Origin of the sequence: Exiguobacterium sp. UBA6309 (assembly GCF_002439205.1) — a bacterium.
Taxonomy (GTDB): domain Bacteria; phylum Bacillota; class Bacilli; order Exiguobacteriales; family Exiguobacteriaceae; genus Exiguobacterium_A.
The window spans coordinates 67,705-94,348 of record NZ_DJTL01000025.1; the positions used below are offsets into that span (position 1 = coordinate 67,705).

Here is a 26,644-nt window from a genome sequence, read left to right on the forward strand (position 1 = left end):
TCTAATTTCCCATTCTTATTTCATCCCAAGCATCTTCTTCAATTTGACGAAGAAGCCTTTTTGCGGTTGTTCATTTAAATCAAGCAGTGGCACGGATTCTCCGAGAATCCGGCGGGCGATGTTCCGGTAGCCGAGTCCAGCCCGGTTATCCGGATTCATCGTCACAGGCACACCACGGTGAGAAGCGGCGATGACTTCCTCATCATCGATGATCAGACCAAGCAAATCAATCGAGAGGATACGCATGATCTCATCGATATCGAGCATATCACCTGATGCCATCATGTGCGAACGCACCCGATTGATGACGAGTTTTGGAACGATGTTTCGTTCTGAGCGTTCGAGCATCCCGATGATCCGGTCCGCATCTTGGACGGCTGCCTTTTCCGGTGTCGTTACGACGACAGCTTCATCCGCTCCAGCGATCGCATTCATGAATCCTTGTTCGATTCCGGCCGGGCAGTCAATCAAGACGAAGTCGTATTCAAGTTTCAGCGTATCGATGATTGCCTTCACCTGTTCGGGTGTGACGGAGGACTTATCCTTTGATTGAGCAGCAGGCAACAGATACATCTCTTCAAAACGCTTATCGCGGACGAGCGCTTGGTGCAATTTACATTGTCCCGTTACGACGTCAACGATGTTATAGATACTCCGGTTATCAAGACCAAGCACGATATCCAGATTACGTAACCCGATATCCGTATCGACGAGACAAACCGAATGCCCCATCAATGCAAGTGCTGTTCCGATGTTCGCCGTCGTCGTTGTCTTACCGACGCCGCCTTTACCGGATGTGACGACGATGGCGCGTCCCATATTCGTCTTCGCCTCCATATGTACCTGTTCTTTCACTTGTTCCATATCCGTCACCCTCTTTCACTATCAATCGCAAACTGATCCATCCGCGCAAGCGGAACGGTTTGAAGGCGGGAGAATTCCACCCCGTCTTCGCCTAAAAATGCACAGCCCATATCGAGAGCAGGAATCGGTGCGTCATCCGGCTCCTCATGGACGGTTCCAGCGACCGCAACCCATTTCGGTTGCAACACACTTGCAGCGATGACTGCTTCCGTATTACCGCCTTTACCTGCATGAACGGTACCACGCAAAGCTCCGAGACAATAGATACTTCCTGTCGCATGGACGACCGCCCCCGGATTGATATCTCCGATGATGACGATCGAACCTTCAACGTCTAATACATGCCCACTGCGTGCCGTGCCACCAAAATAATGGAACGTCCGCTCTCCGTACAAGGCTTTTGCCTCGTCTTTCGTGATGCACTCACTGTCATAGCCTTTGAAAGAGAAGGAATCATGTCGCGCGACGATAGATTCGACGGCCGTCAACACCCCTTCATCGACATAACGTCGACCGAAGAAGAAGGTGATGGGTACGGCGCGTCCGTTCTCGACGGATTTGTCCGTAAGCGTCAACTCTAAATCGTCAAGAAATTCATCCACACTGCACCTTTCATTCACATAGACGGCGAGGCCACCACGATGGCCTTTCATCGTTACATAACGTTTACGCTCAATCATGACTCATCCTCTTTTCTCGTCAAGGGTCGACTGCACGAGTCGGGTCATCGGATAATACAGGATGATGATCCCGATCAACTGGGCAACCAAACTCCTTGGAATGATCTGTGTCGCGAGTTCTTGGAAGGAAACCCCGACACCAACGACCGAAGCCGTGAAGAAATATATATCGAGTTCATACAAAATGGCACTGAACGTGAACGTGACGAGAATCGTCAATACGTTCTCCTTTACATATTTTAGCACGAAGCTACTAAAAAGCGGAATGGCGGATAACGCAAATAAGTAAATCCCGATAATATCCGAGTACACGAAATCATAGAGCAATCCGAAAACGAGTCCGAATCCGAGTGCTTGTTCAAGCTTCCCGTACCGACCGAGGAACATCAGACCAATCAAGGTCGTATGAATGACATACGGCGAACCATCTCCAAGCGGTCCCGCGAACAACGTTCCTTCTAAGATAAAAAGAAGGAACACGGCGAAAAACAACTTAACGTTATTCACGAGTGTTCCCTCCCTTATCGGTCTCAGCGAAAGGTTCCTTCGCTTCGCGTTCAATCACGAAGACATGACCGAACTGTTCGAAGTCTGCTGCCGGTTTGACGTATGCGATTTTCGAAGCCCCATACTGATCGGATTTCACTTCTTCGATTTTTCCGATGACGATCCCGCTCGGATACTTTCCGCCAAGACCGGACGTCGTGACGGTCTGCCCTTTTTTCAACTTCGCGTCGTTCGGAATTTTCGTGAACTTGAGTAATTTCGTCTCTTCATCGAAGCCTTCAATCGTTCCGAAGACTCCTTTTCCTTTCGTGTCGTCTGCCGTTGCCGAAACGTTATTCGTCCGACTCGTATCAGACATCAACTGCACAAGGGACGTATAGGCGCTCGCCTGGATGACGCGACCGATCAATCCATCTGCTGTTACGACGGCCATGTTCGGTTTGACACCTTTTTGTTCGCCGATGTTAATCGTGACGAACCGTTGCCATTCGGACGATGTCCGCCCGATCATCTCTGCCGGTAACAGTTTATAGTCGCGAATCGAACCTTTGAGGTCGAGCATGTCTTTTAATTCTTTATTTTCACGCTCAAGATCACGGACTTTCACGGCATTACCGGCATAGTCATTCAATCGTGATTTCAAGTGTTCATTCTCTTTGTACACGTCACGCACTTCTTTAATCGAAGTGACCGTATCATCAATCCAGCCAATCGGTGTCGCGAAAAGGCGTTGACCGACGCCCACGGTATCACGCACGAAGCTTTGATACCAGTGGGATTGGTTACGCCCTTGCAGCGAAATCCCGATTAAGATCACCAAAAGGAGAAAACTAAGGAGTGTGATGAGCAGTTTTCGATTATTTAAAAATCGCTTCATCGCTCATCCCGTCCTTATCTTTTTTGCGAGATGCCTGATTTCGAACGAAGGACATTCATCATCTCGAGTGATTTTCCTGTACCGATTGCGACACAATCAAGTGCGTTTTCTGCAACGAGTGTCAAAATACGTGTTTCGTCTTCGATGACAGCGTCGAGGTTCTTCAAGAGCGCCCCACCACCTGTCAGGACGATACCGCGGTCCATGACGTCTGCTGATAATTCAGGAGGCGTCTGCTCAAGCGTGTGCTTGACACCTGCAAGAATCGCTTCGACCGTATCTGAGAGCGCGTCACAAATTTCAGCACTTGTGACTTCGATCTGTTTCGGAAGACCTGTAACGAGGTCACGTCCACGGATTTCCATCGTTTCGTTCTCTGACTCTTCATCGATGCGAGCGTAACCGATCGTCATTTTCAACGTCTCAGCTGTCCGCTCCCCGATCATCAAGTTGTATTTCGATTTGATGTAACGAATGATCGACTCATCCATCTCATCACCACCGACACGGATCGATTGGCTCGTGACGATACCACCGAGTGAGATGACAGCAACTTCTGTCGTACCACCACCGATGTCGACGACCATCGATCCTGTTGGTTCTGAAACCGGAAGACCTGCACCGATTGCTGCTGCGAATGGTTCTTCGATCGTGTATGCTTCACGCGCACCCGCAAGTTTCGCTGCATCTTCAACCGCACGTTTTTCGACCGATGTAATACCACTTGGTACACAGATCATGACGTTCGTCTTAGAAGAGAACAAGCCTTTTTTCTTTGAAGCTTGATCCATGAAATATTTGATCATCGTAGCGGTTGTTTCATAATCCGCGATAACCCCGTCTTTCATCGGGCGTCGTGCAGTCACGTTACCCGGCGTACGACCGATCATGTTTTTTGCTGCATTACCAACCGCCTCAATTTTCCCTGTATCCGTACGGAAAGCAACGACGGACGGTTCACGGACGACGATTCCTTGCCCCTTTACATACACGAGCGTGTTAGCCGTACCTAAGTCAATGCCGATTTCACGGCTGAATGATCCAAACATTATTCAAAAAACCCCTCTCTGAGAATACACTTCACTAATTATAACGGAAAAGCCTTCATTGGAAAGCGTTAAAACGTTACAGCTTGTTTACAGTTCGCCTTAGAAAACACACAAAAAAACGTCTGACGGAAAGAAACGAAACTTTCCCTTCAGACGTTATTCTTACATAAATCCGCGCTGTTTCATACTAATAAATTGTCCATGCCCGATGATGATGTGGTCAAGACAACTGATTCCAATGAGCCTTCCTGCCTCAACGAGTCGCTCTGATACCTCGATATCTTCCCGACTTGGCGTCGGATCACCGGACGGATGATTATGGACGGCAATGAAGTTCGCAGCCGAGCAGCGAATCGCTTCCCGGAAAACGTCTCGCGGGTGGACGATTGACGTGTTCAATCCTCCAATGAATAACGTCTTTTTCGAGACAACCTCATTTTTCGTATTCAAATACAGGCAGATGAAATGTTCCTGTTGATAGAGGCGCATTTCTTCTAACAACAGCTCCGCTGCGTCTTCCGGTGAACGGATCGTCGGTCGAACCCACTTCGGTTCCGTGACGAGACGACGACCGAGTTCCAGTCCCGCCATGATTTGCAACGCCTTTGCCTTCCCGACACCTGGCGCTTTCTCGAGTCCACCGACTCCAGCTGCCTCGAGTTCAATCAGTGAAGGATAGATGTGCAGTAATTCTTCCGCGATTTCGAGCGGTGTCCGGTCGCGCGTTCCACTTCGGACGAGACATGCCAGTAACTCGACTGTCGTCGCTTGTGCCAAGCCTTTTAACTGAACCATATCCTTCGGCCATTCAATCACAGCATCCGACCTCTCTGTTTCAGGATTACGCAAACATCGGCTTGATGTCAAAGGACGCGAGACGTTTTGTGATCTCGTGGATCGGCAGTCCGACGACATTATAATAATCGCCCTCGATCGCCTCGACGAACAGACCACCCATCGCTTGGATGCCATAGCCGCCCGCTTTATCATAGGGCTCGTTCGTCGCGATATACCCTTCGATCCATTCGTTTGGCAATGCACCAAAACGAACGTGCGTCGTCACGTCGAACGTCTCTTCCTTCTCTCCGAAGCGAATCGTCACTCCTGTTACGACTTCATGTGCGCGTCCCGATAGACGCGCAAGCATCGCCCGTGCCTCTACCCTATCTGCTGGCTTCTCGAGAATCATATCGTCAATTGCAACGACTGTATCGGCAGCCAGAATGACCCCGTCTGTCATAATCGCTCGTGCTTTCTTTTGCGATAGATGACGGACGTATTCATGCGGGGACATCGGATACGGCGCTTCTTCGACGACATTCGCTGGTACGACTGCGTGAGCGATTCCGATTTGTTGCAGGAGTTCCGTCCGGCGCGGTGAAGCCGACGCTAGAATCAAGTGTGGTTGCGTTATCATTAGTATCACGTTCTTTCCCGTTAATTTCGAATCGGATAATTCGAGTCATCGAATAGTCTAACAAAAAACAAGCGGTCCCTAACAGCATAGGAACCGCTTGTTTTCTTTTAATTTCCTGTCACATCGACAAATGGATCCGACTTCGGCGTCTTCTCCTCGAGTGGCGTTTGCTTATCCGGCGTCAACTTCGTCAGGTCCGGACGATAATACGATTCAATCTCGACTGTGAATGAAAGCATCTCATCCTCAAGCAAAAGCGTTCCGCTACTCGGACCCGGTTCTTCCGGTCCCGATAACTGGATTTGGCGTAAGACCGTGATTCGATCCGTCCGCTCGATTTGCTTCAGGAATGCCATCAATTCAAGATACGACGGGGCTTCAACCGTCAATGATGCCGGAAGTGGCGTCGCATTCGCAGTGGTCGTTCCCGTCGTTGCAGATGAAGATGCAGCTGCCTGATCAGACTCCGTCGCCATCGCTCCGTCAACGGCAGGTGTTGACGTCACCGGTGATTGTGGTGTTGGCGTTGTGGTCGCCTGACCAAACGTGATCGACTGGACTTTGACACCGGCAATCTGACTCGATGCGTTGATCGCATCGATGACGTCATCGTTTGATGCCGTTACCGGGACTTTTTGTTGGAGGAAACTTGACTCAGCGACGTCGACTTTCTGTTCGTTCGCTTTCGCTTGCTCGAGCACCATCTGTTCCCGTTTCAACGTCGCTTCTTTTTCTTGCAACGTTTGGTGTGTCGTATACGTCGTATAACCGAAGTAACCAACCCCACCGAGGACGATCAAGATCGTTAGAACGAGGAGGATGAAGCTACTATAACGTTTCAATTGTCCGGCACCTCCTCGATTTCAGTCGTTACATTCGGATCAGTCGTATTGGTCGTCGAATCGGTCGCAGGCGTCGCTTCCGTTGAACTATCCGTCTCTGATTCAGCTGGCTGATCTTCTTTTGGTACTTCCGGATCGGCTTCGTTCGTCTCACCCTTAATGACTTCCGTCGGATTGACGTTCAACGAGAACTGTCCGATATAACGGGGTTCTTCAGATTTGGCATCGTCAGACGGTGTGACTTCCGTCGTCGGGACTTCTTGCCCGGTCGTCGGATCAACCGTCGTCGTCGTGACGACATCTGCCTTTTCGTTCATCGTCCGTGTCGTCACACTGGCAAGATTCGTTCCTGAGAAAACTTTATCCGTCAACAATTCGCGATAAAAATCGTTCAGTTCGTCGAGCGTCTCGAACTGAGTTGTCATCGTCACAGCATGATCCGCACCATAGGCGAATTGAAGAATGTAACCACGCTCCGGGAGATAACGAGTAATCCGCTCAAGTGTTGGTACAGCAGGACGAGGCGTCGTTTCGAGCCCTTCGACTGTCTGTTTAAGTTGTGCAACTTCTTGTTTCGCCGATTGATCCGATTCCGACTGCAACTGACGGACGATCTGTATTTGATCGTTCGTCGATTCGACGCGATCTGCGAATTGATCCGTTTGCCAGTAGAGATAGCCACCGACGAGTCCGCCGAACAATAAGAGGATCAATGAAGCGACGAGTGGATACTTCGGTGCTTCATCGTTTTCCGGTAACAAGTTGATGCGGTCTTTTCGCGGTGAAGCAAGACCAGCAAGTGGTAAGTAGGCCCGTGGAATCGACTGTCCGTCAATCGTCATCATGTCAGGAATCTCATCAAGGCTTAAATCAAAGTTCGACCGGAATCGCGTCGCCAGTTCATCTCGGAACGGAAAGTCGCCGGCAAGGACGACGTTCGTGATCTCTCGTCCTTCGCGCGCGAGTGAAAAACGATAAAAATCGAGCACACGTGAGAACTCGAGTAACATTTCATCTAAGACAAGTTCGACCGTCGGGTCATCCGAACGGTAACGGTAATGCAGTTGATCGTCGATGACATCAACATCCCACGCGTCAGCCGCAAACGTATCAACGGAGCGAATCAGACGTGGCACATGATCTTCAATGATGATCAGCTGATGGTTCGTTGCATTCGCATTCCAGATCAATAACGTATCGGCTTCCGTTGCGACCGGATGATGGGCTTCAATCCCGAAGTAGGTCGCGAGTGGTTGTGGTTCAGCAGCAACGAGTCGCAAATGCTTTTGTTTGAACAGTTGTGTATATTGCTTCAGCGCCTCGTTTGGCGCGGCATAGAGCATGATTTCTCGCTTGCCTTCTTCTTCCAGAACTGTGTAATCAAAATACGGTTCTTCAAACGGCAAGACGATACTATGTCCGATTTCCATGAACAGGTAGCCGCGAATTTGATTTGTCTCGATCGTTTCCGGAATATCGAGTTTCCGGGCGAGAACGAGTGAACCATCGAGCGCCAGCACCGCTTGCGAGCCACGCGGTACTTTCAGCTTCGTCAATAACCCGTCAAAGATGAAATCAAGCGAGGCTTCCGGTTGCAACCAGCCTCCTTGCAGTGTTCCTGGCGGCAGCGCGACGACTGCCCGGCGCTTGATGACGCCTTTTTTGACGACTGCACCGAAAATTGCGACATCGGTGAAATTAAAGTAAATATATGTACCTTTACGCCGTTGCGCCATATGTACGTTCTTCCTTTCTTAAAGCAGTAAATCGAGGTACCACGATACCCAATCATCCGCAAAATAATATGTCAGTAATGTCCCGACGGCAATCGACGGAACGAAGGGAATTGGTTGTTTCCGTTTCACGCGTCCGAGTCCAAGTAACGTTAACCCAAGGACAGAACCGACGAATGCCGAGACGAACAAGGCAATGACGACGTGAAGCGGTCCGAGGAAGATTCCGAGCAGTCCGAACAGCTTGACATCCCCTGCCCCCATACCACGCTGGGAAGCAAGAAAGATGACGAATAATAGAACGAATCCGACGATTCCACCAATAATTGGATTATACCAGTTTTCGAGTGGAGAAAGGTAGCGCACAATCAAGGCAATCGGCAAAAAGATGAGTAAAATTTTATTCGGGATCAGCATGTAAGCTAAGTCCGACATCGTCAGGATGAACAGCAAGCTCGTCAGGACGAGTGTCAACGCGAGTTCCATCGACCAACCGAACTGCCAAAAGGCATAGGCGTAAAGAATCCCTCCGAGTAATTCAAGCGCTGGATACTTGATTGAGATCGACTGTCCGCAAGAGCGGCACTTCCCACCGAGTACAGCGTAACCGAGTACCGGTGTTAGTTCGAGCGGTCCAAGAACATGTCCACACGTTGGACAATGAGAGCGCGGATGAACGATCGACTCCCCGACCGGGACGCGCAGACCGACGACGTTCGTAAACGACGTGATGAGTAAGCCTAACAAGAAAAAATAAACCGTGAAGACAATCGTCATGACACGACCTCCCTTTCAAAAAAGTTCAGAAAAAAACCCCCGAGGAGGGGGTGTCATAATTACTTAGTTACTTTCTCTTTTACTCCAGAACGTTTTAAGTCTTTCGGTGCTGCTCCAGTGAAGTAAGTATAATCTTCAGACTTACTCTTCAACGTTACTTTGTAATCGTATGAACCATTTTTTTCCGAAACAGTTACAAATGAATCTTCATAGTCCGCATCAGAATTTAAAGCATCTTTCATGTCATCGATATACTTCTTAAGAGAATCTGTTCGTGGAGCTGCAGCTGTACCTTTTGCTACATCATTAGCTACAATTGCTTCATTATTAGCATTTACTCCTACTTTAACTGTTTCGCCTGGCTGGACAGGATTTGAAGATGTATAAAGTTTTGCTGCTGCAACTAATTGCTTCGCATCCGAAACAACGGCATCTTTACGTGAGTTCTCGATCAACCCACCGATTGCGACGACAGCGATTGCTGCAATGATTCCTAAGATAACGACGACGACGAGTAACTCGATCAACGTCAATCCACGCTCATCGCGCATTTGTTTTGCATCTAACCAGATTTCTTTTAAACGTTCTACCATTTTCTTTATGCCTCCCTAGTACTTTTTCACTGTTCTTGGTTAGTAGGTAATACTATCCAGATGAATACTATTATAGTAGCACCATATTTTTTGTAGAATATGTCTTTTTTTCACATCAGGTAAATGTTTTTACAATTGTCAACTCGCTTGTATATCCGAGTAAATTTTAAACATCGGTACGACGACGGCAATGACGATGACACCAACGATTGCTGCTAAGACAACGATCAAGAGTGGCTCAATGATTGACTTTAAACGGTCTGTCGTCGTCTCGACTTCTGTCTCATAGAAGTTCGCGACTTCCGTCAGCATCGTATCAAGACGTCCTGACTCTTCTCCGATCGCAATCATCTGCGTGACGAGAGGTGGAAAATATTTGTTTTTCTCAAGTGGTTCGTGCATCGGAATGCCACGCGCCATCGCTTCATTAGCGTCGGCAATCCCCTTCCGGATGATCCGATTCGTCACGATCCGCTCCGTGATATCGAGTGAGGCTAAAATTGGGACGGAAGCATTAAGCAGGACGGACAGCCCCCGGGTCATCAAGGCAATCTGCGACTTTTGGATCAGCGGACCAAAAACGGGAATAATTAATAAAAAGCGATCGAAAAATAGTCGTTGGCGTTCGTTTTTTAAATTAAAGTACAGTAATCCAACCAATCCAAAAGCAATTAACAACATGACCCACCAGTACGCGACGAAGAAATCCGATACGGCAACGACGAGCTTCGTGATCAACGGTAGCTCACTACCGAGCTGATCAAAGATCGATGCAAACGTCGGTACGACGTTCATCATTAAGAAGACGACGACCCCAACGGCAACGAGTGAAACAACCGCTGGGTAGATCAATGCCGAGATGACTTTCCGTTTGATTTCATATTGTTTTTCAAGCTGGGTGACGATGTTATCAAGTGCTTCCTCGAGATTCCCACTTGCCTCTCCCGCCATCGCCATACTGACGAAGAATGTATCAAAGACTCGTGGATGTTTTTCAATCGCTTGCGAAAACTGAATCCCACTTCGTAAGTCATCTTCGACCTCAACGAGTGCCCGTTCGAGTGGTTTCGACTCCGTCTGCTTCCGCAGAATTTCCGTCGCCTTGACGATTGAGACACCAGACCTTACGAGTGTCGCGAACTGACGCGCATACATGACGAGATGTTCAATTTTCGGTTTTGCACTGAGAAACGTAATCTCGGTGTTCAATCCTTTTGACTCTTGTTTTTGAAGCGAAGTCACAGCAATCTGATCCGTCCGCAACCGTTCTGCGGCTTCTCGTTTCGTCAGTGCTGTAATCTTGCCTTTCTTTCGTTTGCCGGCCATCGTCCGACCTTCATAAATGAATACTGCCATGTGTTCACCCCGATATGTACGGTGATGCAGCAGAAGCCGGAATCAATCCCCGACTGACGAGATCCTGCAATGCCATCTGCATCGTCTGCATGCCGTATTGTTTACCCGTCTGCAGGACGGATTGAATCTGATATTCCTTACCGGTCCGAATCAAGTTCGAGACAGCTGGTGTATCGACCATGATCTCAAGGGCAGCGACGCGTCCTGTGCCGTCTGAACGCGGCATCAAGCGTTGCGAGATGACACCCGCAAGGACGTTCGCCAGTTGAGCTCGAATCTGATCTTGTTGCTCTGACGGGAAAACATCGATGATTCGGCTGACTGTTGAGGCAGCCGTCGACGTATGGACCGTTGCAAAGACGAGGTGACCCGTCTCCGCTGCCGTCACGGCGGTCGCAATCGTCTCAAGGTCCCGCATCTCACCGAGCAAAATGACATCTGGATCTTGACGGAGCGCTGAACGTAAGCCGGTTGCAAAGCGCGGCGCATCGATCCCGATTTCTCGCTGATCGATTAGGCTTTTATGATGACTATGTAAGTATTCAATCGGATCTTCGAGCGTAATGATCCGTTTATACATCGTCTGATTGATTTCATTAATCATCGCTGCAAGCGTCGTCGATTTCCCGGAACCCGTCGGACCCGTCACGAGAATCAACCCGTGTGGTTTCGTTAAGAATCGTTTTAAGACAGGCGGAAGCGCCAGTTGTTCAAGTGTCGGTACTTCTGTCGGAATCGTCCGAAACGCCATTGACAAAGCGCCCCGTTGATAAAAACAATTGACCCGGTACCGGGCAACACCGGTCACACCGAATGAAAAGTCGATGTCTCGGTCCTGTTTCAGCTGTTGGTACATCTCTTCTGTAATCAAAGACCTGACAAATCCATCAATGATGATCGGTTTCATCTTTTCTGTCCCAAACGGTGTCAACGTTCCGTTGATTCGAAAGACGGGTGGTGATCCCGCCGTCAAGTGAACATCGGACGCTCCTCGTTCTTTCGACGAACGTAAGATATCTTCGATTTGTGCTCGTTCCATCGTACTATTCATTCTGAAATCACCGTCCGTAAAATCTCTTCTGTCGTCGTGATCCCTTCTGCGACCTTTGATAGACCATCTGCAAGCAGGAATCGTTGTCCTTGCTCCTTAACGTACGCTGTGATGTCACTTTCCGTCGATTGATTCATGATCATCCGGCGTAACACTTCATCAATCATGATGACCTCTTGAATCGCAACCCGTCCACGGTACCCCGTCATATTACAAGACGAGCAACCACGTCCACGCATGACCGTCGTCGCTTCGATTCCTTCTTGATCAAATAACTCTTGTTCTCGTTTCGAAATCGGATGGACTTCGCCACAATCACGGCAGACACGGCGAACAAGTCGTTGTGCAATCAATCCACTGACAGAAGCAGCAACAAGGAACGGTTCGACCCCCATGTCAATCAATCGCGTGATCGAACTAACGGCAGAGTTCGTGTGTAAAGTCGAAAGAACCAAGTGTCCTGTTAGCGAAGCACGAATCGAAATCTCAGCCGTCTCGATGTCGCGAATCTCCCCGACCATGACGACGTTCGGATCCTGACGAAGAATCGAGCGAAGACCACTCGCAAACGTCAACCCAATCTTCGCGTTGACTTGAACTTGGTTGATTCCATCGACTTGATACTCGACCGGATCTTCAACAGTGATGATGTTGCGTGACTCGTCATTCAACTCATTTAACGCGGCATACAACGTCGATGATTTCCCGGACCCAGTCGGACCGGTGATCAAGATGATGCCGTTCGGGCGCTTCAGCATCTCCCGGAACTGTGATTCATTCCGCGAACTAAAACCGATTTTTGAAATCGAGATGTTCGAGTTCGAGCTGTCAAGAATCCGGATAACGACCTTCTCACCGTAAACAGTTGGCAAGGTCGAGACACGGAAATCATATGGTAATCCGTTAAAGACATATTTAATCCGTCCATCCTGTGGCAAGCGTGACTCAGTGATATCAAGTTCACTCATGACTTTGATCCGGGTCGTCAGAATGCTTTGGATCTGCTTCGGATAATTGTTCTCCGTTCGTAGTTCTCCATCAATCCGAATCCGGATCGTCATCGACGTTTCCTGCGGATCCATATGAATATCGGATGCACGCTGAGCAATCGCGTTCTCTAGAATTTGATTGACGAGCCGGATGATGGGTGCATCTTCGCGTGTCACGACATCACGGGATTGATCCGACTCCATCATGTCATCGGATTCGAGTAGCTCCCGTAACGACGAATCAATGTCGTAGTATTTCAGAATCGTTCGTCTGATTTCGTCACGCGTCGCGATTCCGACATCAATGGATAGACCGGTCTGCATCCGCAAATCATCGATCGCGATCAAATCCATCGGATCCGCCATAGCTATGAATAAACGATTTCCTTCCCGGTAAACTGGAACGAGTGTATGTCGCTGTGCGAGGTCTTTTGAAATCAGTTTCGTGACGGCGACGTCAACTGGATAGTTGTACAACTGGATGATTGGAATCTTCAATTGATGATGCAGTGCCTCTAGTAATTGTTGTTCCGTCAAGTGACCAAGTCGAAGCAGTGCATCCCCGAGTTTTTCGGTCGATCGTTTGACCGTCAACGCCTCTTCGACTTGTTGCTCCGTCACGAGGCTTTCTTCGATCAACATTTCCCCTAAACGTTTTCGTTTCATTGCCATTTAACGTGTCATCCTTCCGCGTGCCATGTTTCTTCTTCCTCTAACACATCCGGTTTTTGATGTTTTTCATCAACTACACTTGTCACGACTGCGGTCAACAGACATAAGACGACAATCCCGGCGAGAACGAGTGGGTTCGTGATCCAGTCGAGTTGAATACTGAAATAGATCAACGTCACGATCAAGATCGCCGCAACGGATAAAATCGCTTTTGTCGTCACAGTCGTCACGTAAGGGATCGTCACCGCAAACATCAGACCGCAGATGATTGTCGCTAGACCGATGATGATACCTAGTTCAATTGCTATCGTCGTCCAGTTCATCTTGTTTCCTCCTTCTTATCCGACAGGTTCTCCTGTTGTTTCACCTTCTACTGGTGAAGCAGGATCACCCGTTTCGTTACTATCAGGTGTATCAGGTGACGTCGGACTTGTCGGAGACGTTGGTGTATCCGGCGTCTCGACGCCATCTGTCTGCGGTTCATCCGTCGTTTGATTGTCTGTATCATCTGTTTTCGTTGAATCATTGGAATCATTCGTATCCGTAGAATCATCAGAGTTCGTGTCATCTTCCGGTTCAGGTACGACGACAGGTGCTTGTTCTTCTTGACTACTCTTTGTGACGATTGCCGGGATGGCGCTGTAGAAATCAAGAGACAATAACTGCTTCTTCTCACCTTGAGCCGTCTTCGTCACGCGATAGACTTCAATCGATTTCCCTTCTTCTCCCGCTTGTGTATCGCTCGTCGTTCCTGCCGTAAGCGTTGCAGAATAACGTGTGATCGTCCGGAATGGAATCGTTTTTTCGCCTTCAAGAACGGTCGTGACCGTTTCCTTGAACGGTGTGCCTCGCAATTCAAGCGTGACATCGCTCCCGTTTTGGGTCGCAATGACACGATAGATGGATGCTTGTGTATTACGAACAGCAAAATCTGTTTTCTCATCAATTTTGACGTCATATCCTAGTGTGACGCCGTCTGGTAATGCCGCATGCGGCATCCGTTCGACGATTTCAAATGGTGTCTTTGCGAACAGTTCGTATAGCTTGCTACCGACATACGATCCTGCGACTGCATCCATGCCGTACGTCTTGACATTCATCAATTGTCCCGGCTTGATTTCGACATTCATCATTGCCGTGATCATCTGTTCTTCAGCAGCAGAACGTGTCGAGAATGAAACCGTCGAGACGACCTCCCCTGTTGGATCGACTGCAGCTTCTGATTGAGCAGGATCAAAGTTTCCTTCCTGTAACGTTTTGCTCGTATCGATTAACCAGGTTTTAAAGGCAACGAGTTGCTCATCCGAGTAACTGATTGGCTGTGTCGCTAGAAAATTCTCTAGCGCTGCCTCGTCTACTGCAACCATCAAGTCTCCGCCTTTTTTCAAAGAAGCTTTTTTGACAGAATCAGCGGCGTTGATCGTCACGACTTCTGTTGGAATCGGTGTCGTCTCTTCTCCCGTTCCAGTCGTCAGCGGCGTTTTCTTCGTCCACTCCGTAATCGCTTTCTCAACTTTCGATTGTGCTTCCTTTCGATCCATGCCACTGACTGGAACCGATCCAATCCGTGCCGTCTCAGAAAACGTCGTAGGTGCCGTTGCTTTACCGGTAAAGGAAATCAAGGCAAACGATGGTACGTAAATCAAGGCTACTAGTACTAGTAGCAAAAGTGTATGTATAGCAAAACGCTTCGGATTAATCATCATCTGTTTCCTTTCTGTATGAATTTAATCATTTCAGGTGCCTAGTATTTCCATTATAATGAATATTATGATGAAACATAAGTCCTATCCTGACAAATCCTTTCATGATCTGTGAATAGGTGCTGTTTTTGATTTTCTAGAAAAATCATTTAGGATCTTTCATCCTCATCTATCATGAAGTAGAGGTGAATCCATGCAACGCGAGCAAGGCGGTTTTTCGCTAATCGAAGTATTAGTCAGTATTACGATCTTATCTATCATATCGGTCTCTCTGATCAGCATTTTTTCTCAGTCACTAGCTGCCTCACGCGACAGTACGGAGTTGACGTTCGCGAATTATCTGGCAAAAAACGCAACCTCTTATATCAAGCGAGAAGCTTTAGAAGCGACAAGTGACGAACCCTTCGCCTTCAGTTCTTTATCAAAACAAGCAGACAAAGCTACTTATCTGAATGGAAAATATGTCATTCCCGAGCCCACGTCTCCTTCTTGTGAACTATCGGCTATTTGTTCATCAATCTTTACTAATCCTGAAATCAATAACATTGACTTTGAAGTCAAATACAGTGTGACCCCTCGGAAACTCGAAGGAGTCGTTAATCCGAATCTTCTTGACCTCCATGTATTCGTCTACATAGAAGGAACTACTGAACCGATTACATCATTGAAAGGATCGATTACGAATGCGACGCTCAATCAAAGTTTTCCGACAACAAAATGACGGCTTCTCGCTCGTCGAACTACTCGTCGCCATCGTCATCGCCTCGATTTTCAGTGCTGTCATCCTGACTGTGTTCATCTCTGGTACGAAAAGCTTTCGGGCAACAGGAATCATCAGTGAACTGCGTAGTGAAGCTGATAGCCGCGTCGGTATCATATTAAATGAAATCAGTGGATTTGATGCAATTCGGGTCGATGAAGCAAAACAATTATCGTTTTATAAAAGATCACTTCCTGTCTTGAACGCCGATACTGGATTACTTGAACGCGCCAGTGGATTTGAACCTTTTGACGCAACAGAAGAATCATCTTCTTCAGAAGAGAAAGCGAGACCAGTCCGTTATACGTTCGCAGAACAAACATTGGACAGTACCGAACTAACGTATGAATCAGCGACACAGTCAATCGATGACCAAACGGAATTACTTCAAACGTTCAAGTTATCGAGTCCGGAGTATCAAACCATTACATCAGGAACGTATCCGGGTCGCTACGTCATTCACGGTATTTTAACGATTACAACTACAATTCAATCGACAGATCAAGAGGAAGTTCAGACCTTCACGAGTACGATTGGATTTTAACTCAGAAAGGAACACGGTATGCGTAAATCCGAACAAGGCTATACATTACTTTTCGTTCTTGTGACTTTAACCGTCCTGTCTGTCCTCGCTGTTGCGACAATCGGTATCAGCTTACAGTCGAATCGCCTGACTGAAATTCGTGAGACAGATATCGATGTCGAGACGACGACACAAAATGATCTTGATTTAGCAGTCGCATCCCTCCAGAATATTGTTTCAAAGACGACTGGGACTTCACCAACGACTTCTTCTCAAGCATTGTTTGAGAATCTCGACAGCTCTATCGTCTTACCCTTAAAAACAATCGTTCCGAACGTGACCGTCAAGCTAAATGAAGCCGCATCGAACGTTCGTGTCAAAGCGCTTGATTTAACGGCGACAGTTTCAAAACAAAAAGGCGATCAGCCGGCAATCAAAAAAACGTATCGACAACGTGTCTATTTATCTGCCATTCCTAGTTTTTTGTACTATACGTTAGGCTCAGATGATCAAGTCATCTTAAATGGCGCCCCCTTGATCGAAGGTAATATTTTTTCTCGCAACGCTCTGCAAGCAACTGCGACCCCGATATTTAAATACAACGACGAGGATGGAGCCTTTACTAATACTAAAGCACTTCCTTATATCGCAGGTCAGGTACGCGTTTTTCAAGAAAAAACTCAGCCATTATTGAAGTGTAGGGATTACCTCGTGTGTGATAAAACGATTTTTGATCCGAAAGGTGCAACGGAGCTAGTATCAACGAAAGAAACATTAGTTCCGTTCGATTTCGACTATGCGTTGAACGATTTCTTGAAATTACCAGTGAATACGCCTTTTACGCAAGTGGCTTCTGCATTAAAAAATTCCTCAATTCCACAATCTATATTAACGGGACCTTTTTTAACGGAACTTGATACGAAGCGACAAATGATCAGTCCAGCATTGAATACAGACAATACTGTGACATTGACAGATGATCTTGTTCAAGAAACACTCGAACCTTTAATCATTAACGGCAACTTAACGATCTCTTCCTTGAATCCTTTGACCCAGCCGCTCGAGATCAAACGTCCTCTCGTCGTTCTTGGCAACTTACTGATTCGAGGAAATGTTGGATTTGCAACGACGATTTATGCGACCGGAACAAGTCGTCTGGATGACGCAAACATTCAAGGGCTGACTTCAACAGCTAAACAAAATACATTGATTTTACTCAGCAAAGGAAATCTTGTCATTAACCGCGTCAATAAATTTTCGACGCCCCAAACAACTACACCTGATTTAAATGCGTTTCTGTATAGTGACGACAATCAAAAAAATACGATTTACTCTGTAGGTTCGACGATGAATGTACGCGGTGGCATTTTTACGAAGGGTAATCTAGAAGTCAACGCCTATCGTGGAAAATTGGACTTACCTGAAAATGCGTTTCCTGCAAACGTAAAAGAACTCGAAAAACTGATGGTCGCTAACAAATCATCTGACTTTGAAGCATCCCGTCTACGTATGGCGTATGATGCGACGGTATTAAAAAATCCAACAGCCTTACTTCCACTCAATCGAGCCGTCCAATTGTATGTCGAAACACCAAAACGCGTTCAACCGTAACATATATAAAAAAGAGTCATTCGCTTGCGACGAATGACTCTTTTTTGACTAGAATTTTGTTGCTCGGTATTGTTTAACAAGCTTTTTCACCTTGTTCTTTTCTACCGTTGCACCATTCTGTTCTAACATGGCGTACAAATCTTTTCGATTTTGTTTGACCGTTTCATAGACCGGTTTCTCTTTCCCACGATTCGAATCAGCTCCTGCTTCTAACAACAGTTCAATCGCTGCCTCATTTTGATCCAGTGTCGCATAAAAGAGTGGTGTATGACCAAAGTCATCGATGCGATTGAGCTCTTTTTTAGACGCTTTTTTTATCAAAAGAGCATACGCATCAATCGATCGATTCACACTCGTTGCCACATGAAGAACCGACTGACCTTGCGCATTCAGTTGACTGATTTTTGCACCTTCTGCCAACCATTCAGCGACCGTGCTACGCGGCGCAAATTGCGCCGCATAAAACCAGTTCGCTTTATTTTTTACGGTCTGCTCATCAAGAAGGAGGTTTGCTTTGTCAAAAGCGAGTGTTTCCTGGAAGCGACGAATGTAACGATCCTTCTTCTTTGTTGATAAAGAAGCATCTTTTAATGCGTTCGCAAGTTGTTCTGGTTTTTCTGAACGCAGTCCTTGTTCCAGTGCTGCTTGTTGATTTGATTTCGTAACATATATCGCCCCCCCGATTCCAATAATGATTAAAATCAAGAGGACGACAATGATTCGTCTGCGTTTCATAGATAGCGTCCCCACTTCTTAATAAACATCTCCATCCAAGTCTGACGTTCCTGCTTCAGAACTAATCGTTACCTTGAATGTCGTCGTTAGTGGTGTTTTTTGATTGTCTTTCATGACTTCGAGCACATCTTTGTTTTCTTTTAATACTGTAACTTTAATGCGTGCCACACCTGGACGAAGTGGTTGTAGCGCTTGTCCTGTCGGATCAATTTTGACGTATTCCTTACCCTGAAGCACTTCTAAGCGATAGAAGCGTTCTGTCGTCGTCACTGGGAACCAGCGCAGAATCGGTGATTTTTTATCATCCTTCATCGTCATCGCGATATCATCGGCTGTCAGATTAAGTGGGTTCTCACGTACTCGTACAAGCGTCTTCGCGACTGTATCCGGGAAATCAGTTAACTTCAACAACGCTTCGACCGGTCCGTTTGGTGTGCCGACTTTACCCGTGATCGTATAACCCGATGCTGTCTGTTTCAATTCAATTGCATTACTAGCAGTTGAAGTCGTAAATGGTAACGGATAGTTCGGATTGAACGTCGCCGTTACATCTTGATTCGATCCAACCCACAGTTCCAGATTACTTGGGGAAACGGATAATTCCGGCAACTTCACTTGAATCGTATACGTCGTTGATTGGGCAAGATAAGTCGAGCTTCCAGCTGTCGCAGGTACGACCGCTTTGACCGTGACTGTGCCTGGTGTCTTTCCTGTCAACTCCAACGTATTCTTAGTTAAACCATTTGTCGTAACCCGCGAATCATTCGTTATGATCCACTGAATCGGCGTGTTGCTTCCCGAAACCATCGAAGCGATTCCTGTCATTGATTTTGTTTCGCCAATATATAACGTATCTGGCACGTTGCGGACGATGAGTCCTCCGAACACATCATTGATGACGAGTTCAGAAGTCGCCGTCAACTCTTTACCGTTTCCGACTGGTACGACGAGTTTAATCTGTGTCGTCCCGACTTTTTTCGGCTTGATGACACCAGCTTCATCGATGGATGCGATTTCTGAATCTACGATTGACCATTTTAACGTGCCGTACTGACTACCTATAGGACTGATTTCTGGTAAAACTTTATATGATGGTGTTGTGATATCCATCTTAACGGACGGAATTTTCGCACTTGTCGCATAGGATGGTGTTAGTGCATAACCAATCGTCGGAAAAGCTTGTGGATCATTGGTGACAGTTGTTGATTTATCTTTTCCGTTCTTTTTATCTCGGTAGACGTTTTTCGTCGATGTCAGCGTATTGTCTTTTTTATCAAGTACATGAACTCCTGCATTATCTTTGGCACGTACTTTGACAGTGAATGTTACTTCTGATTGATCTGCGATCCATTCCCCTTTATGAACACCTGAAATCGCCTCATCGTATTCGATATCCGGGAGTCTCCCTTTAATCGTCTGTCCTGTAATATTCGCTCCAGTCAGACCAGTCGTTGATAAGATTTCAAGATTACTTGGGAATTGTTCGTTGAACAGGATATTTTCCATCGTCACCGAGAATTGTCCCATGATGTATCCGTTGTTACCAATGGCATCCTTTTGCATCATCGGAGACGTTTTGACGGTGTAGGTGATATCCGCTGTTTCCCCTTTTGGAATCGTAGCTGGGTCAATCGAGCGTGAAAGGACGAAAGGCATAGACGCAGCTGGACGAACGACTTGAACGGTCCGCGTCTCAATTGTTTTGGCACCTCGTTGATCTTCTGCTTCAATCCGGATCGTCACACTCGTCTTCCCTTTGAGCTTTGAATCGAACGATTGACTGACGAACGAGTTGTTTTTCAACTTATTGTTTTCAAAGACTTTCTCATCATCAATATAGATACGTGTCTTCAACTCACGATCTTGTAGGTCGTAGTCGTTGACTTGATACGAGATCGTCAACGGTTCGTTCTCGAGATAACTTGATTTATCCGTTGGTAAGATGTTCTTTATTAAAGGTTTATGGTTCGCACCAATGAACGCGCGGTACATCGTGTTCGAGAATAGTTCTTTTTCTTGTTGTTGATTAAAGCTCGAAGTATGTCCTGCTCCGGAATACGTAACGTTTCCTTTGGTATACATATAATAGTGGTTGCGCGCATCACCAATTGTTCTTCCGGCAGCCTGATTCGAACTACTAAGGTTGTTTTCCCGGATGTTATACCATGGAATCAAATCCGGTTGTTCAAGATCCAGACCAAAGTATTGATTGTGTGTCGTTGCGATAGCAACCGTATCAGCTAAGGCAAATGGATAGGAAGTCATGACGCCCGCATTTTGTTTGACGGCTTGACCTGATGTTCGAGGTGCCGCGTAACCCATGTTTGTAAAGTTCTTTTGACCTGCGAGATCTACAAACTTTGTTTCCCAGAATAGCTCTGGTTTGCTGGATTGTGCCGGTCTAAAGATCGTATCATGTGTCAGCATCAATCCTTGCCCTGTATTCGTGAAGTTAAGAATAGCATCTGATGCAGGATCACTGAGTGAAGCTGCACCATACGAATCCTGAAAACCGAAGATCAGCATATCATAGGATGTATTTATATTTTTACTGGCATACGCTTTATTAAACGTGTCCGCAGAAATGACTTCTACATTGAAGTCATATAACCCATCTTGTTTTAGTAAAGTTCCTGAGTTCATAAAACCGTTGATTGAACCGGTCGTTCCAGAACGCGTGACTTGTAAAATTTTCGCTTTAACTTCTTGGTCCTGCATTAAAAAGCTTCCCATCTTATAATCCGTCAGCCCATCTTCACTTACGAGTCGAATCATCCAATTCCGTGGTCCCGTATAGCTCGGTGCATCAAAGCGATACGATACTGAACCAGAAACTGTAGCTACTTTCTCGTCGACTTTCTCTGACTCATCGAATTGGTCATTACTATTAAAGTCAATATACAACTGGACACGTGTATTAGCTGTAGTTTGATCAAGCGTAAAATTAAAATCAATTGGTTTATCTGGTGAAGCCGGTGCTGCTTTATCTACCGATGTTAACGATTGACCAGCTTGCGAAACCGCTACTTTGCTCAAACGAGGTCGCTCGATTTTTTCAGATTTTAGTCGGAGGACGACTTGTTTCGAATCCGTGTAGGCAATCGCAGCACCAGATGTCATGCTTTGCTTAAAAATCGAAGTGAAATTACTCGTTGCATGTGTCAGCACATCAGAGTGCAAAAAGACCGGCAGTCCTTTTTGAATATAGTTCGTCAGAATCTCATTTGCTTTTAATTTCGTAATGTCATTTTCTATTCTACTTGTATTATGCTGTTTCGAAGTATCAGAAACTTTTACAGCATAACGGTCTAATCCTGTAAAAACAGACGGATCAAAAACAATCGCATCAAACGCTCCATCTAATGGAAAACGGGACGCATTTAACTCTTTGACCGTCATCATCTTGACATCATATTGACTAGTACTCAACTCTTTTAATAGTGACAATGACGCAATTGTCGTTTCCGGATCAATCCGATTCGTCGTCGACCATTCATCACGTATTTCTAAAATCTTAAACTTTTCACCCGTTGCGGCTTTAGAATGTGGCTCCTGTATATACGTAAAACTTGAAAAAATCAGTAAGGTAGCTAAGGCTAGACGGATCCACTGCTTCATCATTTATCGTCTCCTCATCGTGTCATCAAAATATGGGACTATACTCCCCCATTTCATTATAACGAGAGAATCAGGATTTTCCCTTTTTTGTAAAAATGGAAGCGTAATAATGACGCACTTCACTGATGAAATAAAGTGATCCCGTCACGACATATGTCCGGTCCATCTCTAATTGATTGAAGAACGCTTCGACCGTCGTTACATTAGCCCCGTCTTGTTTTAACTCATCGAATGTCCTTGCTCGCGGAAAATCAAATGTCGTCTCGTAAATATCTGGTGTAACGTTGCTTAGCTGCGTAAGCATCGCCGTCCGGTCTTTGTCACGCAAAATCGAACAGAGTAACGTCACGGGCTTTGACTCCTCTTTTAAGCGTTCAACCAGTGCCGTGATGCCTTCCGGGTTATGGGCACCATCGAGAATGATTCGTGGTTTGCGCGAGATGATCTCAAACCGTCCCGGATGTTTTGCCTCCCGTAATCCTTTTCGGATTGCCGCCTTCGACCAGCCGAGTCGCCGCGCACAAATGACGGCGTTCGCCGCATTATGGACTTGATGATGGCCTTCAAGACCTAAGCGCGTCTCTGGTATTCCATCATATGTCGCCCAGGTCCCCGTCTCTTTTAAGCGGTAACGGATGATGGCTTCCTGACTCCATTTCAACGTTGCATTCCGGTCACCGCAATACGCCATTAACGGCACTGTCAGTTCTTCTTGCAGTTTCCCGGCGATGACCGGTGTCCCTTGTTTGATGATGCCGAACTTCTGTAAGGCGATCTCTTGGAGCGTATCTCCGAGAATCGCTTGATGATCGTGACCGATTGATGTGATGATCGCTGCGAACGGCTTCTTGAAGACGTTCGTTGAGTCATACAGTCCACCGAGACCGACCTCATAGATGACGAAATCCGGGCGAATCTGATCAAAGTAGTAGAAGGCAAGCCCCGTTAATGCCTCGAACTCAGTGACCGTACCGAGTGCCGGATCGATGTGCCCGATGGCAGCTTGAACAGCGATCGCAGCTGCGACCAGTTCATCTTCTGCGATCGGCACCCCGTTCAACATGATCCGTTCCTCGAACTGAATGATATACGGCGACGTAAACGTCCCGATTTGTAATCCTTCCGCAATTCCCATCTCACGTAAGAACGCAACCGTCGATCCTTTTCCGTTCGTGCCAGCGACATGAATCGTCGGAATCGCGTCCGGGTCAATCTGTAATTCCAGTAACATCGCCTGCATCCGTTCAAGACCTGGTTTGACGCCGAATGCTAGTAAGCTCGATAACCAATCCAATACATCTTCTCGCGTCCTCATGCTGTTCGCTCCTTTAAAAAAAGTGGCTCAAGGAGACTTGAGCCACTGCTGTAATTAGTGTGAGAGTTCGTTGATGCGTGCTTCGACAGCTTGACGTTTTTCCGTGTAATCAAGTGCCTTCGCTTTTTCTTCATCAATGACATGTGCCGGTGCTTTGCCGACGAAGCCAGGGTTGTTGAGTTTTTTCTCGACCCGTTCGACTTCTTTCGTATACTTGACGAGTTCTTTATTCAAGCGCGCGATTTCTTCCTCGATGTTGATTAAGTCAGCGAGTGGGATGAACAATTCTGCTCCCGTTACGATCGCACTCATCGCTTTTTCTGGCGCTGGCATTTGCTCTTCAATCCGGAGTTCAGACGCGTTCGTGAACTTTTGCAAGTACGAGCTGTTTGACGACAAGTCGTCTTGAACACGTGCGTCGTTCGTCGAGATGAACAGTTGGATCTGTTTCGACATCGGTGCGTTCACTTCCGCGCGGATGTTACGAACCGAACGGATGACGTTCTGAACCGCTTCAAATGCTGGAACAGCTTCCGGGAAGTCGAGTGACGCCTCGCGTGTCGGCCATGCGGCACGTGTGATCGTCTCACCTTCATGCGGTAAGTGTTGCCAGATTTCTTCCGTGATGAACGGCATGAACGGATGCATCAAGCGCATGATCCGGTCGAGTGTATAGGCAAGAACCGAACGCGTCGTTTGTTTCGCTGCTTCGTCTTCCCCGTTGAGCGGTAACTTCGCCATCTCGATATACCAGTTACAGAAGTCTTCCCAGATGAAGTGATAGAGAATACGTCCTGCTTCACCAAACTCATATTTATCCGATAGACGTGTCACGTCATCAATCGTTGTCTGTAAACGTGTCAGGATCCACTTATCTGCGAGTGATTTCTCGCCTGTCAAATCAATCTGATCAAACGTTAGACCATCCATGTTCATCAAGGCAAAACGGCTTGCGTTCCACAGTTTGTTCGAGAAGTTCCATGTTGCTTCGATCTTTTCCCAGTAGAAACGAAGATCATTCCCTGGCGTCGATCCTGTCGTTAAGAACCAACGAAGTGAATCGGCACCATACTTCTCAATGACATCCATCGGGTCGATCCCGTTCCCGAGGGATTTCGACATCTTGCGTCCTTCCGAATCACGAATCAATCCGTGGATCAAGACGTCTTGGAATGGACGTTGTCCCGTGAATTCATAAGATTGGAAGATCATCCGTGATACCCAGAAGGCGATGATGTCGTACCCTGTAACGAGTGTCGATGTCGGGAAGTATTTCTGATAATCCGCTGCGTCCGTGTTCGGCCAACCCATCGTTGAGAACGGCCAAAGGGCTGAAGAGAACCATGTATCGAGAACATCGTTGTCTTGCTCCCAGTTCTCGAGATCGGCTGGTGCTTCCTTGCCAACGTAGACTTCGCCTGTTTCTTTATGGTACCAAGCCGGAATCCGGTGTCCCCACCACAGTTGACGGCTGACACACCAGTCACGGATGTTTTCCATCCAGCGTACATACGTGTTTTCAAAGCGTTGTGGAACGAAGTTGACCTTGTCCGGTCCTTGTTGTTCCTCGAGTGCTTTTTGCGCGAGTGGTTCCATTTTGACGAACCATTGTAATGAGAGATACGGCTCGACGATTGCATCTGAACGTTCCGAGTGACCAACAGAGTGCAAGTGTGGTTCGATCTTGATCAGAACACCTTCTGCTTTTAAATCTTCAACGATTTGTTTTCGGCATTCGAAACGATCCATGCCTTCGTATTTCCCTGCGTTCTCGTTCATCGTTCCATCTTCATTCATGACGAGGACACGTGGTAACTCGTGACGGTTACCGACTTCGAAGTCGTTCGGGTCATGTGCTGGTGTAATCTTAACGACACCTGTACCAAACTCCATGTCGACATAGTCATCGGCAACGATCGGAATCTCGCGACCGACGATTGGTAACGTGATCGTTTTTCCGACGAGGTGAGCATAACGCTCATCCTTCGGGTTCACGGCGATCGCTGTATCACCGAGCATCGTCTCAGGACGTGTCGTCGCGAGTTCAACGTGACCTGAACCGTCCGTCAATGGATAGTTGAAGTGATAGAACGCCCCTTCGATATCCTTATAGATGACTTCGATATCCGAGATCGCTGTTTTCGTCGCTGGGTCCCAGTTAACGATGTATTCGCCACGATAGATCAAGCCTTTTTCGTAAAGTTTCACGAAGACTTCTTGAACTGCTTCCGACAACCCTTCGTCGAGCGTGAAGCGTTCACGCGAATAATCGAGTCCAAGACCGAGTTTTGCCCATTGTGCACGGATCGTTGACGCGTACTCTTCTTTCCATGCCCAAGATTGCTCGAGGAATTTCTCACGACCCATTTCAAGACGTGATTGCCCTTCTGCCCGCAGTTTTTGTTCGACTTTTGCTTGCGTCGCGATACCGGCATGGTCCATTCCTGGTAGATAAAGGACGTCGAATCCTTGCATCCGCTTCATCCGTGTCAGCATGTCTTGTAACGTCGTGTCCCACGCGTGACCAAGGTGCAATTTACCTGTGACGTTCGGTGGTGGAATGACGATCGTGTACGGCTCTTTTTCTGGATCCTGATCGGCTTTGAAATAGTCACCTTTCACCCAAAAGTCGTACCATTTTTCTTCCGTTGCCTGCGGATCATACTTCGTTGGCATTGATAATTCCTGCATCCTGATCGCTCCCTTTTTGTCCATAATAAAAACGGCTTCTCTCGTCCTATGCTAAGGACGAAAGAAAGCCGTTGCTTTTTTCCGCGGTACCACCTTAGTTCATCCAAAATCGGATGCCCTCGAGCCACGTAACGTGTGGAGGACGGATATCGCTCGTAAGACTCACGATACCAGCTCGTGGGGTGACCTTCCTCCTGTTCGCCCGTCACATCTTTCAGCCAAGGATGTGTTCTCTACACCGGTACGAATACAGGACTACTCTTCCCGTCATCGCTGTTGCC

General features: G+C 47.1%; 23 protein-coding genes and 1 other annotated feature. Of the genes, 3 read left to right on the forward strand and 20 right to left on the reverse strand.

Annotated features, from left to right (window positions below; translation table 11 throughout):
* Positions 1–15: 15 nt before the first annotated feature.
* From minD to B3M90_RS06960, 16 genes are all read right to left on the reverse strand, one after another.
* On the reverse strand, positions 16–819 hold the full coding sequence (gene minD / locus B3M90_RS06885; RefSeq protein WP_029342255.1) for a septum site-determining protein MinD: 804 nt from the start codon (positions 817–819) through the stop codon (positions 16–18).
* A gap of 50 nt (positions 820–869) precedes the next feature.
* Positions 870–1,544, reverse strand: a complete 675-nt coding sequence (locus B3M90_RS06890; RefSeq protein ID WP_214853036.1) for a septum site-determining protein MinC — start codon at positions 1,542–1,544, stop codon at positions 870–872.
* A 3-nt stretch (positions 1,545–1,547) separates the two neighbouring features.
* A complete protein-coding gene (mreD, locus tag B3M90_RS06895; RefSeq protein ID WP_035406481.1) occupies positions 1,548–2,051 on the reverse strand; it encodes a rod shape-determining protein MreD in 504 nt (167 codons plus the stop codon).
* Positions 2,044–2,928 carry a rod shape-determining protein MreC gene (gene mreC, locus B3M90_RS06900; protein WP_035406478.1) on the reverse strand — a complete coding sequence of 295 codons (885 nt, stop codon included), beginning with the start codon at positions 2,926–2,928 and terminating at the stop codon, positions 2,044–2,046. Before mreC ends, mreD begins: the two co-directional genes overlap by 8 nt.
* Before the next feature lie 14 nt (positions 2,929–2,942).
* Positions 2,943–3,977, reverse strand: a complete 1,035-nt coding sequence (locus B3M90_RS06905) for a rod shape-determining protein (protein WP_029342258.1) — start codon at positions 3,975–3,977, stop codon at positions 2,943–2,945.
* A 162-nt stretch (positions 3,978–4,139) separates the two neighbouring features.
* Positions 4,140–4,772, reverse strand: coding sequence for a RadC family protein (radC, locus tag B3M90_RS06910; protein ID WP_050677672.1), 633 nt, complete (start codon positions 4,770–4,772; stop codon positions 4,140–4,142).
* A 46-nt stretch (positions 4,773–4,818) separates the two neighbouring features.
* On the reverse strand, positions 4,819–5,394 hold the full coding sequence (locus B3M90_RS06915) for a Maf family protein (protein WP_290783138.1): 576 nt from the start codon (positions 5,392–5,394) through the stop codon (positions 4,819–4,821).
* Positions 5,395–5,501: 107 nt separating this feature from the next.
* A complete protein-coding gene (locus B3M90_RS06920; RefSeq protein ID WP_290783140.1) occupies positions 5,502–6,236 on the reverse strand; it encodes a hypothetical protein in 735 nt (244 codons plus the stop codon).
* A complete protein-coding gene (locus B3M90_RS06925) occupies positions 6,233–7,972 on the reverse strand; it encodes a fimbrial assembly protein (protein ID WP_290783142.1) in 1,740 nt (579 codons plus the stop codon). The genes B3M90_RS06920 and B3M90_RS06925 overlap by 4 nt, the downstream gene beginning before the upstream one ends.
* An 18-nt stretch (positions 7,973–7,990) precedes the next feature.
* Positions 7,991–8,746 (reverse strand): prepilin peptidase, encoded by a 756-nt coding sequence (locus tag B3M90_RS06930; protein WP_290783144.1) that lies wholly within the window; start codon positions 8,744–8,746, stop codon positions 7,991–7,993.
* 59 nt (positions 8,747–8,805) lie between these two features.
* Positions 8,806–9,339 carry a type II secretion system protein gene (locus tag B3M90_RS06935; RefSeq protein WP_290783146.1) on the reverse strand — a complete coding sequence of 178 codons (534 nt, stop codon included), beginning with the start codon at positions 9,337–9,339 and terminating at the stop codon, positions 8,806–8,808.
* A 138-nt stretch (positions 9,340–9,477) separates the two neighbouring features.
* Positions 9,478–10,695 carry a type II secretion system F family protein gene (locus tag B3M90_RS06940; RefSeq protein ID WP_290783148.1) on the reverse strand — a complete coding sequence of 406 codons (1,218 nt, stop codon included), beginning with the start codon at positions 10,693–10,695 and terminating at the stop codon, positions 9,478–9,480.
* Positions 10,696–10,699: 4 nt separating this feature from the next.
* Complete coding sequence (locus B3M90_RS06945) at positions 10,700–11,746, reverse strand: type IV pilus twitching motility protein PilT (protein ID WP_214853021.1); 1,047 nt, start codon at positions 11,744–11,746, stop codon at positions 10,700–10,702.
* Entirely contained in the window at positions 11,743–13,407 is a 1,665-nt protein-coding gene (locus B3M90_RS06950) for a GspE/PulE family protein (protein WP_214853019.1), read from the reverse strand. Before B3M90_RS06950 ends, B3M90_RS06945 begins: the two co-directional genes overlap by 4 nt.
* A gap of 8 nt (positions 13,408–13,415) precedes the next feature.
* Positions 13,416–13,730: a hypothetical protein gene (locus tag B3M90_RS06955; RefSeq protein WP_214853017.1), complete on the reverse strand. Its 315-nt coding sequence runs from the start codon at positions 13,728–13,730 to the stop codon at positions 13,416–13,418.
* 15 nt (positions 13,731–13,745) lie between these two features.
* Positions 13,746–15,074, reverse strand: a complete 1,329-nt coding sequence (locus tag B3M90_RS06960; RefSeq protein WP_290783150.1) for a G5 domain-containing protein — start codon at positions 15,072–15,074, stop codon at positions 13,746–13,748.
* A gap of 229 nt (positions 15,075–15,303) precedes the next feature.
* Between B3M90_RS06960 and B3M90_RS06965 the strand changes: the two genes are divergently transcribed.
* The 3 genes from B3M90_RS06965 to B3M90_RS06975 are packed head-to-tail and all read left to right on the forward strand — an operon-like array spanning position 15,304 to position 18,004.
* Complete coding sequence (locus tag B3M90_RS06965) at positions 15,304–15,831, forward strand: prepilin-type N-terminal cleavage/methylation domain-containing protein (RefSeq protein WP_214853014.1); 528 nt, start codon at positions 15,304–15,306, stop codon at positions 15,829–15,831.
* Complete coding sequence (locus B3M90_RS06970) at positions 15,794–16,414, forward strand: PilW family protein (RefSeq protein ID WP_290783152.1); 621 nt, start codon at positions 15,794–15,796, stop codon at positions 16,412–16,414. The genes B3M90_RS06965 and B3M90_RS06970 overlap by 38 nt, the downstream gene beginning before the upstream one ends.
* Positions 16,415–16,432: 18 nt before the next feature.
* Positions 16,433–18,004 carry a type II secretion system protein gene (locus tag B3M90_RS06975; RefSeq protein ID WP_290783154.1) on the forward strand — a complete coding sequence of 524 codons (1,572 nt, stop codon included), beginning with the start codon at positions 16,433–16,435 and terminating at the stop codon, positions 18,002–18,004.
* Positions 18,005–18,052: 48 nt separating this feature from the next.
* On the opposite strand, the gene B3M90_RS06980 is transcribed toward B3M90_RS06975, so the two are convergent.
* The 4 genes from B3M90_RS06980 to B3M90_RS06995 all read right to left on the reverse strand — a co-directional run bounded on the left by B3M90_RS06980 (position 18,053) and on the right by B3M90_RS06995 (position 26,363).
* On the reverse strand, positions 18,053–18,739 hold the full coding sequence (locus B3M90_RS06980) for an ankyrin repeat domain-containing protein (protein WP_290783156.1): 687 nt from the start codon (positions 18,737–18,739) through the stop codon (positions 18,053–18,055).
* An 18-nt stretch (positions 18,740–18,757) separates the two neighbouring features.
* A complete protein-coding gene (locus tag B3M90_RS06985) occupies positions 18,758–22,357 on the reverse strand; it encodes a DUF5057 domain-containing protein (RefSeq protein ID WP_290783158.1) in 3,600 nt (1,199 codons plus the stop codon).
* 70 nt (positions 22,358–22,427) lie between these two features.
* Positions 22,428–23,672 carry a bifunctional folylpolyglutamate synthase/dihydrofolate synthase gene (locus B3M90_RS06990; RefSeq protein ID WP_290783160.1) on the reverse strand — a complete coding sequence of 415 codons (1,245 nt, stop codon included), beginning with the start codon at positions 23,670–23,672 and terminating at the stop codon, positions 22,428–22,430.
* A gap of 54 nt (positions 23,673–23,726) precedes the next feature.
* Positions 23,727–26,363, reverse strand: coding sequence for a valine--tRNA ligase (locus B3M90_RS06995; protein ID WP_396200878.1), 2,637 nt, complete (start codon positions 26,361–26,363; stop codon positions 23,727–23,729).
* 50 nt (positions 26,364–26,413) lie between these two features.
* Positions 26,414–26,643: a binding site (T-box leader), on the reverse strand.
* Position 26,644: the final 1 nt, after the last annotated feature.

What these genes read in the sequence shown, in the direction of transcription:
- minD (WP_029342255.1), bottom strand. Translation starts at nt 819, where the DNA reads ATGGGACGCGCCATCGTCGTCACATCCGGTAAAGGCGGCGTCGGTAAG.
- B3M90_RS06890 (WP_214853036.1), bottom strand. Translation starts at nt 1,544, where the DNA reads ATGATTGAGCGTAAACGTTATGTAACGATGAAAGGCCATCGTGGTGGC.
- mreC (WP_035406478.1), bottom strand. Translation starts at nt 2,928, where the DNA reads ATGAAGCGATTTTTAAATAATCGAAAACTGCTCATCACACTCCTTAGT.
- B3M90_RS06905 (WP_029342258.1), bottom strand. Translation starts at nt 3,977, where the DNA reads ATGTTTGGATCATTCAGCCGTGAAATCGGCATTGACTTAGGTACGGCT.
- radC (WP_050677672.1), bottom strand. Translation starts at nt 4,772, where the DNA reads ATGGTTCAGTTAAAAGGCTTGGCACAAGCGACGACAGTCGAGTTACTG.
- B3M90_RS06915 (WP_290783138.1), bottom strand. Translation starts at nt 5,394, where the DNA reads ATGATAACGCAACCACACTTGATTCTAGCGTCGGCTTCACCGCGCCGG.
- B3M90_RS06925 (WP_290783142.1), bottom strand. Translation starts at nt 7,972, where the DNA reads ATGGCGCAACGGCGTAAAGGTACATATATTTACTTTAATTTCACCGAT.
- B3M90_RS06930 (WP_290783144.1), bottom strand. Translation starts at nt 8,746, where the DNA reads ATGACGATTGTCTTCACGGTTTATTTTTTCTTGTTAGGCTTACTCATC.
- B3M90_RS06935 (WP_290783146.1), bottom strand. Translation starts at nt 9,339, where the DNA reads ATGGTAGAACGTTTAAAAGAAATCTGGTTAGATGCAAAACAAATGCGC.
- B3M90_RS06940 (WP_290783148.1), bottom strand. Translation starts at nt 10,695, where the DNA reads ATGGCAGTATTCATTTATGAAGGTCGGACGATGGCCGGCAAACGAAAG.
- B3M90_RS06945 (WP_214853021.1), bottom strand. Translation starts at nt 11,746, where the DNA reads ATGAATAGTACGATGGAACGAGCACAAATCGAAGATATCTTACGTTCG.
- B3M90_RS06950 (WP_214853019.1), bottom strand. Translation starts at nt 13,407, where the DNA reads ATGGCAATGAAACGAAAACGTTTAGGGGAAATGTTGATCGAAGAAAGC.
- B3M90_RS06955 (WP_214853017.1), bottom strand. Translation starts at nt 13,730, where the DNA reads ATGAACTGGACGACGATAGCAATTGAACTAGGTATCATCATCGGTCTA.
- B3M90_RS06965 (WP_214853014.1), top strand. Translation starts at nt 15,304, where the DNA reads ATGCAACGCGAGCAAGGCGGTTTTTCGCTAATCGAAGTATTAGTCAGT.
- B3M90_RS06970 (WP_290783152.1), top strand. Translation starts at nt 15,794, where the DNA reads ATGCGACGCTCAATCAAAGTTTTCCGACAACAAAATGACGGCTTCTCG.
- B3M90_RS06975 (WP_290783154.1), top strand. Translation starts at nt 16,433, where the DNA reads ATGCGTAAATCCGAACAAGGCTATACATTACTTTTCGTTCTTGTGACT.
- B3M90_RS06980 (WP_290783156.1), bottom strand. Translation starts at nt 18,739, where the DNA reads ATGAAACGCAGACGAATCATTGTCGTCCTCTTGATTTTAATCATTATT.
- B3M90_RS06985 (WP_290783158.1), bottom strand. Translation starts at nt 22,357, where the DNA reads ATGAAGCAGTGGATCCGTCTAGCCTTAGCTACCTTACTGATTTTTTCA.
- B3M90_RS06990 (WP_290783160.1), bottom strand. Translation starts at nt 23,672, where the DNA reads ATGAGGACGCGAGAAGATGTATTGGATTGGTTATCGAGCTTACTAGCA.
- B3M90_RS06995 (WP_396200878.1), bottom strand. Translation starts at nt 26,363, where the DNA reads ATGCAGGAATTATCAATGCCAACGAAGTATGATCCGCAGGCAACGGAA.